We start from the raw sequence: 9,792 nt of genomic DNA, 5'->3' as shown, positions 1-9,792 counted from the left end.
TAGTTTAATTAACATATGGAGGATTAAAAATATGGGAAATTATTATAGCTACATGAGAATTTCAACCAAAGAGAACAATGATAAACAAAGTTTTAATAGGCAAGAGAAAAGCTTAAAGACATATGCAAAAGATAATAACATAGAATATTTATTAAGCTTTAAAGATGATACAACTGGAGGTACATTTAATAGACCATCTTGGAGTAAACTAGAAAAGATATTACAAAAGGGGGACACGATAGTATTTAAAGAAATATCAAGATTCACACGTCAGGCTGAAGAGGGATATAAAAAATATATGGAGCTAATGCAAAAGGGTATTAATTTAATATTTTTAGATAATCCTACTGTATCAACAGATTACATAAAAAATTTAACTGATATAGCTAATACTCAAAATTTAGTTACTAAAACTGCTTTAGATAGCACTATAAAATTATTATTGATAGTTGAACTTGATAGAGTGGAGCAAGAAAGAGAACTTATAGTAAAGAGAATAAAACAAGGTATTGAAGCAAGTGATAAGAAAAGTGGAAGAAAACAAGGTAAACTTGATAAAATGAGTGATAAATTAAGAGATGACATAAAAGAGTTTTTAAGTGATAGAAGTATAAAGCAAATAGATTTGATGAATAAACACAATATAAGTCGAAATACGCTAAAGAAGTATATAGCGATAGTAAAAGGACAACAATATCAGATACAATAATAAGAAAATAGAAGATTGTAACATCAGATACTATTTATTTAGTGTCTTTTATTTTACCTCTATGCCCATTTATAAAGTTACAAATATAATTTCACATCTAAATATGATTTTAAAAGCCTTATAGACTGATGTAGAGCGAGAAAAAGGCATGCATAAAATTACTTTAGAGAATATTTAAAAATTAGGTGGGGGGTAATTTAGTGAAACGATAGGTGGTTTTTTCAAGTGATTTTTCAGTAGTTAGTAAACTTACACACATAATATTTTTGAAATGTGAATTGAAAACATATAAGATAAAAACTTAGGTTTGAGGAAATGTATTTTATTTTGTGTATTCTAAAGATTAGCTTTGCCTAAAGTGTTTATATTCTATATGCGTAATATATAATGCACTTGCAATAAGCTAATCCTTTTTTCTATAAATACACGATTTAATTTACATTCTCGTTTATTCTCTTTACGAATTGTAAGTATTCAAGGTCTAAGGAGGTCGAATATTGCTATTCTACCTCTAGTGTAAATCTTAATGATTTTCTTAGGGGAACATACTCACTCCATTCATTAGGATTTTCTACTAAAAAGGAACTTATTTCATATTTACCTGGCTTATTAGGAGCTTTAATAGTAAATGTCCCATAACATGCTTTATCTTTTTGAATATTTATTATTTTATATGGTTGATTATCAATTGCTGTTTGTTTCCAACCTACATTTAAGCATAATAGCACCTTATCAGTTGTAATATCGGCACCAATTCTATATGCTAATTCTACAGTTTCTCCTTGACTTACCTTCAAAGAATTAGGTGGATATTTAGCTTCATTACTTTCACTAAAATCATTATTTATCACAAATGTATAAAAAGGTTCTTCAAAGTAAATATCTGCATTTGATGAATTTTGATTTAATTCTATTACATTCTCAGTAGTATTATTAACGCTTAAAAAATAATCTAACACTATTCCATAGGAGTCAGTTGGTAATTCGTTAATGTCGGATGCTGATATCTCCGGAGAAGCTATTAAAAATACTGTTAGTTTAGAATTTGTAAGAGGATTTATATTTTTTAATTTTAAAGGTATAGTAATTGATTTACTTTCACCTATAGAGAATTCGTAATTTTTATATTCTAAATCATCTATGAAAAAACTTATTTCTTCGTAATTTAAATATAACTTTATCATAAAATTTCTTTCTTTACCTATATTCTTAACAACAGCATTTAATGTAGTATTATTATCAAACTCTATCAAACCATTTCTTTCAATATTTTCATTACCATTTGTATATAAGTCCAGGTAATATCCATTTTCAATTTTAAGATTTTCAGCTTCTTGATATATTACACTAGATATATTATTTGTATCATTTTTTACTAAGTATAATATAAAACAACTAGATATTATTAATAATAATGTTACTATAATTTTATTTATTTTTTTCACTTTATCATCACTCCCTTGTATTATTATATTTACATAATAATACATTTATGTTAAAATGCATGCAAATAATTTATTATAATTAAGGGGATTTATTATGAAAAAATTATTATTATCTTCTGTGCTAGCTACATCAATTTTTGCTGGGCTATGTACTCCAGTTTTTGCAAGCACAAATGCTACTTCTGTTAGTGATGATGGTATTGTATCAGTATGTGAATTAAGTGATGGTGTAACAAAAGCTTCTTGGGGACAAGGTACATTAACTTCTAAAAATCCATTGTGACAAAAGCCATGGGCTTATGCTAAAACATCAACTTACTCAGGTAATGCATATAAATTAAGGGCGCAAACGATAGTTAATAATGATGGTATTTCTACAGATTCAACACTTGTGGCAGAAAAAATGAATACAAGTTCTGTTCAAAGTTCAACTTTAACTGCTAAAACAGAAAAATGTACTTTTACTGGAAAACATTCCTTACAAGATACATCATCATCTGGATGGCAAACAGCTACTACTAGTAAGACATATTAAAAAAAGCCTTTCGCTTAATTAGTGAAGGGCTTTATGTATTTTTTGATTAGTTTAATATGCGTTTAAGAAAAATACATAGCAATTACTTGCCTATTAACTTTATTTCAAAAATAATGTAATTTGATTATTTTACATAATTTTCTAAAATTTAATTTTTATGATATATTAAAATTGGATGTTTTTATTTTAAGGGGGACTAAATATATGATTAAGTCGAAAAAAATGATGGATAAAAGAAATGAAAACATAAGAAAATACATTTATATAATTATTTTTATATTAATATTTATTAGCTTAATAGGATTAAAAATATATAAAACTCCTACAAAGATAACTAAAACATTCGAAAATGTCTTAGTTATGGATCATAATAATCAAGAAATTGGCAGAACTAATATAAAAATAGATGGATGTTTTTATAATGATACATTTATATGGGAAATATTAGGATTTAGAAAAATATTGGACGGAAATATACAGATAGGTGATCAAAGTTATTATTTATTGGGATCTTATATGGGCAAATTTACAGATAATGTTACATGGGGATCTATAAATACAAGTCCTGATGAATTGGATTATAAGTATGTATTCTTTATTTCAAAAGATACTAATCGTATATATATAAGATCATCAGATAATGAAAATTATGAACTAATGTATCCTGTTAATACAAAACAAGATTACTATGCGTTAAAAAGTGAAATGTATGGAGAATAATAAAATAAATTTTTATTTGTTTATAGAGGGAAATGACACAACACGAATATTGATCTAGACTAGTGATATCAACAGTTGTATGGTGTTTTTGATAGGATACAAAATTAAGCTAGTTTGTATCCATTTTTGAAAAGAAAAATAAATAAAATTTATAAAGAAGAGGAAATCCTCTTCTTTTTTATTTTGAATAACCATAGATTATAAACTTACAAACAGAAAATTCTTCTTTTTATAGTTGTATACATGTTTAAGCAAGTTATATAAGAGTTTTGAAGAAGTTTAATTAATTATAAAGTACACTAAGATTACGCTAAGTTATATAGAGATTTTAAAAGTAGTTTTCTCTTCACAGGTTTATACATCAGATGTTCATCTCATGAACTTTTGAAAATAAAGAGGTAGAAGTATTTGAATTTGAAGGAAAAGTATTATTTAATCCAAGACATGTTGGAGAATGTTTAAATTTAACAGATAGTGCTGTTAGAAAATCTATAGCAAATATGAATAATAAACAAGTTGTTAAATTGAAAAATTTAGATGTGAAAGATGTTCCCATCCGAAAATTAAATAATGCTGGAGAAAATTTCTTAACAGAAAGCGGAGTTTATAAACTAATATTTAAATCCTATAAAAAAGAAGCTGAAAAATTCCAAGATTGGGTAACTGATGAAGTATTACCTGAGATAAGAAAAACAGGCGGATATATTACTACTACAGAAGATATGTCTGATGAAGATATTTTGGCAAGAGCCTTACAAATTAAGAAGTGCATGTCATGCACCTCCCAAAATTAAACAATACTCTAATGTGAATACAAGTAACATTAGACAATTAGCTAACAGAGGTTAAATATAATAGCAAGATACTATAAATATTTTATATAGTTGATTTGATATTGATTTAGATACAAGAATCATAGCAAGATTATAGCAAGCTCTATCTGGTTTTTTTATAAAATAAATACACTAAGTAGTACTACTTAGTAATGAAAAAGCTTGTAGTAAAAAATTACAACAAAATAGTATGCCTTTTATTGTAATCAAAATTGGAAATTCATTTAATAATTTCGCTTTTTTTAATAAATTTTATTTGTATACACCTTTGAAATCCTGTAAACAAGCCATTTTAACTCCTAACTTCGGAAAATCTACGTTTTCTGAAGTTCTTAGTTATTATTTTTCCACCTTAATTATTTCATGATTTATTTATTATATGGCTCTATAATCAATTCTAAGACGTTTTAACATATCTCTTAAATAATTTCCATCTTAATATTTTGAAACCATTAGAATGGCGTACATTGAGTTTTAAAGTTCATAATTTTATGATTAGTTGAAGATGAATAATTTTTATAAAGACATATCAAGGTTATAGCCCTTTAATATGGATAAGGTTAGGGGGAGATATGCCAACTTTTGAAAGTGAATTACTTTTCGCTATTATATAAGCAGCAAAATAAGTTATAGTACTACTTAGAGGGTGATTGAGATTTTTTTCATATCCCTAAGGTTATTAAGTTTTATAATGTAAAATAATTCGATCTAAATTTCTTTTTATAAAAAATAGCCTAGCCACTATTAAATGCCTAAGCTGTTTTAAATTATTTATGTGAACCATAAATATTATATAGTCTTATAAATTAATCTATAAAACTTTGTTTTCTTTGCTGTTCTTCAATAAATCTTTTTGCAATCTCTGTATTATCAAATAATTGAGTTTCTTTTAATTTCTTTTCACATTCTATTAAATACTTTCTATATCGTTCACCTTTTGTTCCTCTTTGAAGTATTAATATCTCCTTAACCATATCTATAGTTAATAAATAATCTTGTAATTCTCTTTTTGCTTCATTATTAACAAGTGTGAAAATTCGAGATTTAAAAAAATCTTTATCTTCTATAAATTCATATTTCAACATTCTATTAAACCATCTTGAAAATCTATCTTTGTTTTCTATCACTTTATGTACTTCTCTAGCTGAAATAAGAGTATTATTAGTTATAATAATTAATAAATGTTAGTTGGTTCATGATAAATTCCTTTTTTTAATAAGTGTGAATTTTTGATAAGCGTTATTTAATTATTAATCATGTATAAAAGTTCACGGTTGTATAATCAAGCTATTAGCTAGCCAAATTACTTATTTTTTATTATAAAATATAATAATAGTAAAATAATATTTATATAGTTTCTGAGTACATTAATACGTTTATTAAACACATTGTTAATTGTGGAAAGATAGAAATATAATTCTAACTAAAGAATTGCTTTAAATACATAAAAATAACTAATGAAGAATAGGAGACAAAATGGCAATAGCACAAAAAATAATAGAGAGTGGTAATAAGATAAACATAATAGAGACAACATATAATAACTCATTTAAGGGCATTATCAATAGAAATGGAAGACCTAAAAGAAACTTTGAATTAATTTCTGATGATGTATTAAAAAAATGTAAATATGAGAAGATACATTCGTTAAAAAAATATAATAGAAAGTTAAATTTTATAATAAATAATAATAAATTTAATTACTTTATAACTATAAGAGGAATAAATTCAAAATCATTAAAAAAATTTTTAGGGAGAGTTAGAAAGAGTGATAAAGAACTTAAATACTTAACATTAGCAAGTTGGAGTAAAAACTTAGATATGCATTATCATATATTATTCTACACCAATTTAAGCTATGAAGATTTACAAAAGAAAATGAAAGATATTGTAGATTATAAAATCGAAAGTATATACTATCAAAAAGGTCTATTAAGATATTTCAAAAAGAATATAAACTATGATATTATCTATATTCTAAAGCAAGATAGTAAAAATAATAGTGAATTAAGAGAGAAACAAATAGAAATATTAAAATATGGTAAGTTGATGAATATAAATAAAAAAGTTAATACAAAGGTGGAAATAAAAAAGTTAATACAAAGGTGGAAATAAAAAATCCTACACATGAACAATTAAATTATATTAGGAATAATTATAAATTTAGTGGTTCCTTTGATTATAAAGTATTAGGCTCAAATGTTAGCGTAGAACAATATATAAAAGTAGTATAGTTATATTAAGGGATATATTAATTTATATGACTTAATATTTAATTATTAATACATAAATAATTAAACTTAAAAAGAAAATTATGTTATAATTTGACTGATAAAAGGAGGTGAGAACGAAAAAAGATGTTAGCTTTAAAACAAAAAGATGAAGAAAATTTATCTCCAAGTATAGAATATGTAAATATCATTCATGGAGATAGCAAAGGGTGGATAACTAAGGCTAAAATATGTAATAAGGAATACAAACAATGGCATTATAAGTATAAAGACTTAATTGAATTAAAGTTTGATGAATATAATGTGTACATTACATTGAACACCTTCTATAAAACCTATAGAAGAATAGAGTGTATTAAAGAACTTAATGCATTATTTATAGATTTAGATACGTATAAAACAGGTTTTACTAAAGAACAAATTTTAATAAATCTAAATGAAAATCACTTTAAACAATCTATGCCAATCCCTAATTTTATTATTGATAGTGGAAGAGGTTTATATTTAATATGGCTTATAAAAAAGGTTCCTAGTATGGCTTTACCCCTTTGGAAAGCAGTTGAAGAATATTTTTATAAAACATTAAAAGAATTTGGAGCAGATAGACAAGCACTAGACGCAACAAGAATATTAAGAGTACCAGGAAGTTTTAATTCAAAAACACATACAGAAGTAAAAATAATAGATAATTATGATTATTTGTATGAGTTAAGAGAGATACAAAGCGAATATATGCCTGAATTAAGTGAGAAAGCACCTGTAAGACGAGGTAGACCTAAAAAGGTAAAATATATCTATAGAGAAAGAAGTCTTTATTATACGAGGCTACAGGACATAATAAAGCTATGCGAGTTAAGAGGATATGATTTAAAAGGTCAAAGGGAGCTTATATTATTCTTATATAGATATTATTTATGCTATTTTACGGAAGATGTAGAGAAGTCATTAAATGATACTTTAGAATTAAATAGTATGTTTAGACAATCATTAAGTGAAAGAGAAGTTATACGGGCTACTAAATCAGCAGAAACGGTATTTAAGGATAAAAATAAGGACTATAAATATAAAAATGAAACTCTTATAAATCTTTTAGAAATAACAGAGGAAGAACAAAAAGAGATGAAAACTATAATTTCTAAAGATGAATACAAGAGAAGAAAAAAATTAAGAAATACTAAAGCGTATGAAAATAAGTTAAAAACACAAGGCAAATTAAGTGAAAAAGAAAAGCTATTACAAAGAAGAGTAAAAATAAAAGACCTTCTAGCCAAAGGTCTAAAACAAAAAGATATATGTTCACAACTTAATATATCTAAAGATACTTATCTTCGTGATAGAAAGTATTTAAAAGAACAAGATTATATATAATCTTGTTCTTTAGTATTATAAATTAAAAAAAATATTATTTCAATAGGTAGCAAATTTTCAGCCCTTGTATTATAGGGTACTTTGTACCTGTAGTCTTTTTTAGAAAAAATGGAGACTCTTAGTATTGTTACGGGCATATGTGAGATTGGGTATCTATGAGATACATATCTTTAAATAGTATATTTATCTGGAGAATCTAGCGATTATATTAGTGTAATTAATAACGGCAATACATCTAATGGAGATGAAGCATATAATGCAATAGGAACAGTAACAACAGCAACATTAAATGTAAGAGAACAAGCATCAACATCAAGTAATATTGTTGGAACAGTATCATCAGGACAAACAGTTACAATAACCGCTAAAAATGGAGTATGGTATAAAATATCTTCTCCTAAGGTAGGATATGTTCATAGTGATTATATCAATATAAATAGTAATGGAGATGCTAATACACCTACTTTAAATGAAATGGAAACAGTAATAAATATGATTTCAGAATTAGTAATATCAGCTATAGAATTTTCTAAAAAATATGTTGTTGTAGAACCAGCACCTGATATTATAAATAGATTAACATCAGATTATTTAATACATGTAAAGTATGGAGATTCAAGTTGGGCTCAAATAATAGGTAATTTGAACAATATATTTATTAATTTTGTTAAAAATAATTATCCAAATCTTTGTAATAAGCTTGATAAATATATAAATAATAGTAATATTGAAATTAAATTTGGTAAATCACTAATAGATCTTCCTCATTTAATGGCTACAACAAGAGGTTATTATAGTAGTTTATCTCCTGATTTTTGGACTGGTTGGGGTGGAGATTTAAGCACACTTGTAGGAGAAATTACTTATAAATGTCGTGAAAATACAACTGAAAAAAATAATAAAGCATATGAATTACTAGCATCAAAAACTCAAAATACTACATTTGGTAATGGAGATTTTTACTCAGATATAGATTCTATATATTTAGGGAAAAAATTTCACGTGCATAAAATAGATGATTTATTATATATGTATTATATAAAAGATAAATCTTATACCACACGTAAAAATATTATACTAAATGATTTACCTAAAGCAGAGTCAGTCTCTGATGCCATATATAATAAATTAACAGGTGTACTTGGGTACAACTTCCCATTAGTAGGAGAGAAGTTAAAGTCTTTCAGTAAGAAATATAATGGAAATGCAGTAGAGTATAGTGATGAGTCAGTTAAAGCATGCTGTAATGCGTTAGCAAAAAAAATAAATGAATTAGATAATTCTGGATTTTTACAATATTAAACAAAAATGAACTATGATATTTTTATCATAGTTCATTTAACTATTTTTTATAATATTTTTTTATAAATACATTCATTACAAATAATAATGTAGATGAAAATAAAGTCAATATATATACAGTTATAATATACATAACTGTACCCGTACTTGGAGGCGTATTAAATCTAAGAATAAGCGACATAGAAATAATATAAACTATTGATATTATTACCGAAAATAGAGAATACATGTAATTTAATTTATTGCTTAATACTATCAAAATAATATTAAGTAATAATAATACAGTAGAAGTTATAAACATCATTTCACCCAATGGTGTGTCATTAATTGCCCAAAGCATTAAAAATCCAGAAATACAAAATACCACTAGGTATATTAATAATGTGAATATTTTTGATATTTTAAAAATAAGATTCATATTCTAAACCTCTTTACAGATATTTTTCATAATTATAGTATTAAAGGTAAAAAAATCAAATTAAATATCTATGAACAAAACATACTTACCTTCAAAACCCAATATTATCAACTCCTATGTATCTAGTGAAAAAATCAAAATAACTATTCGGGTAAATAATATTGATAAAAATATCAAAATAAATTGACTTATAGTTTAATTGACTATATTATAAAAATATCAATCAATCTA

11 protein-coding genes and 2 pseudogenes are annotated in these 9,792 nt (G+C 25.0%); 10 read left to right on the top strand and 3 right to left on the bottom strand.

Translation table 11 applies throughout. From position 1 onward, the window contains the following. The first annotated feature begins 31 nt into the window (after window positions 1-31). Window positions 32-709, top strand: coding sequence for a recombinase family protein (locus tag HH195_RS12445; RefSeq protein ID WP_196372125.1), 678 nt, complete (start codon window positions 32-34; stop codon window positions 707-709). A 500-nt stretch (window positions 710-1,209) separates the two neighbouring features. Here HH195_RS12445 and HH195_RS12440 read toward each other — a convergent pair whose 3' ends face one another. Next, entirely contained in the window at window positions 1,210-2,154 is a 945-nt protein-coding gene (locus HH195_RS12440; RefSeq protein ID WP_196372124.1) for a hypothetical protein, read from the bottom strand. 94 nt (window positions 2,155-2,248) lie between these two features. Between HH195_RS12440 and HH195_RS12435 the strand changes: the two genes are divergently transcribed. The 4 genes and pseudogenes from HH195_RS12435 to HH195_RS12420 all read left to right on the top strand — a co-directional run. Beyond that, the gene (locus HH195_RS12435; protein ID WP_196372123.1) at window positions 2,249-2,437 is read left to right on the top strand and encodes a hypothetical protein; all 189 of its coding nucleotides are present in this window, start codon (window positions 2,249-2,251) and stop codon (window positions 2,435-2,437) included. 108 nt (window positions 2,438-2,545) lie between these two features. Then, on the top strand, window positions 2,546-2,689 hold the full coding sequence (locus HH195_RS12430) for a hypothetical protein (RefSeq protein ID WP_196372122.1): 144 nt from the start codon (window positions 2,546-2,548) through the stop codon (window positions 2,687-2,689). Window positions 2,690-2,893: 204 nt separating this feature from the next. Continuing rightward, window positions 2,894-3,409, top strand: a complete 516-nt coding sequence (locus HH195_RS12425; RefSeq protein ID WP_196372121.1) for a hypothetical protein — start codon at window positions 2,894-2,896, stop codon at window positions 3,407-3,409. Window positions 3,410-3,819: 410 nt separating this feature from the next. Further along, window positions 3,820-4,203: pseudogene (locus tag HH195_RS12420) on the top strand (BRO-N domain-containing protein); the annotation flags it as partial. 845 nt (window positions 4,204-5,048) lie between these two features. Here the strand turns inward: HH195_RS12420 and HH195_RS12415 are convergent. After that, window positions 5,049-5,393 (bottom strand): antA/AntB antirepressor family protein, encoded by a 345-nt coding sequence (locus HH195_RS12415; protein WP_256437763.1) that lies wholly within the window; start codon window positions 5,391-5,393, stop codon window positions 5,049-5,051. Between the two features lie 325 nt (window positions 5,394-5,718). Between HH195_RS12415 and HH195_RS12410 the strand changes: the two genes are divergently transcribed. From HH195_RS12410 to HH195_RS12400, 5 genes and pseudogenes are all read left to right on the top strand, one after another. After that, a complete protein-coding gene (locus HH195_RS12410; protein ID WP_196372128.1) occupies window positions 5,719-6,357 on the top strand; it encodes a hypothetical protein in 639 nt (212 codons plus the stop codon). Next, window positions 6,348-6,476, top strand: a complete 129-nt coding sequence (locus HH195_RS12695) for a hypothetical protein (protein WP_256437762.1) — start codon at window positions 6,348-6,350, stop codon at window positions 6,474-6,476. Before HH195_RS12410 ends, HH195_RS12695 begins: the two co-directional genes overlap by 10 nt. A gap of 123 nt (window positions 6,477-6,599) precedes the next feature. After that, window positions 6,600-7,841: a DNA-binding response regulator gene (locus HH195_RS12405; protein WP_196372127.1), complete on the top strand. Its 1,242-nt coding sequence runs from the start codon at window positions 6,600-6,602 to the stop codon at window positions 7,839-7,841. Between the two features lie 174 nt (window positions 7,842-8,015). Beyond that, window positions 8,016-8,258 (top strand): annotated as a pseudogene (locus HH195_RS12750) (SH3 domain-containing protein); the annotation flags it as partial. A 57-nt stretch (window positions 8,259-8,315) separates the two neighbouring features. Continuing rightward, a complete protein-coding gene (locus tag HH195_RS12400; protein ID WP_243278586.1) occupies window positions 8,316-9,143 on the top strand; it encodes a hypothetical protein in 828 nt (275 codons plus the stop codon). 40 nt (window positions 9,144-9,183) lie between these two features. Here HH195_RS12400 and HH195_RS12395 read toward each other — a convergent pair whose 3' ends face one another. Then, complete coding sequence (locus HH195_RS12395) at window positions 9,184-9,561, bottom strand: hypothetical protein (RefSeq protein WP_196372126.1); 378 nt, start codon at window positions 9,559-9,561, stop codon at window positions 9,184-9,186. Between the last annotated feature and the right edge of the window lie 231 nt (window positions 9,562-9,792).

The organism is Candidatus Sarcina troglodytae, assembly GCF_015708635.1.
GTDB classification, from domain to species: domain Bacteria; phylum Bacillota; class Clostridia; order Clostridiales; family Clostridiaceae; genus Sarcina; species Sarcina ventriculi.
Note: the sequence above shows the minus strand (reverse complement) of the source record. Positions and strands in the feature narration are given on the sequence as shown.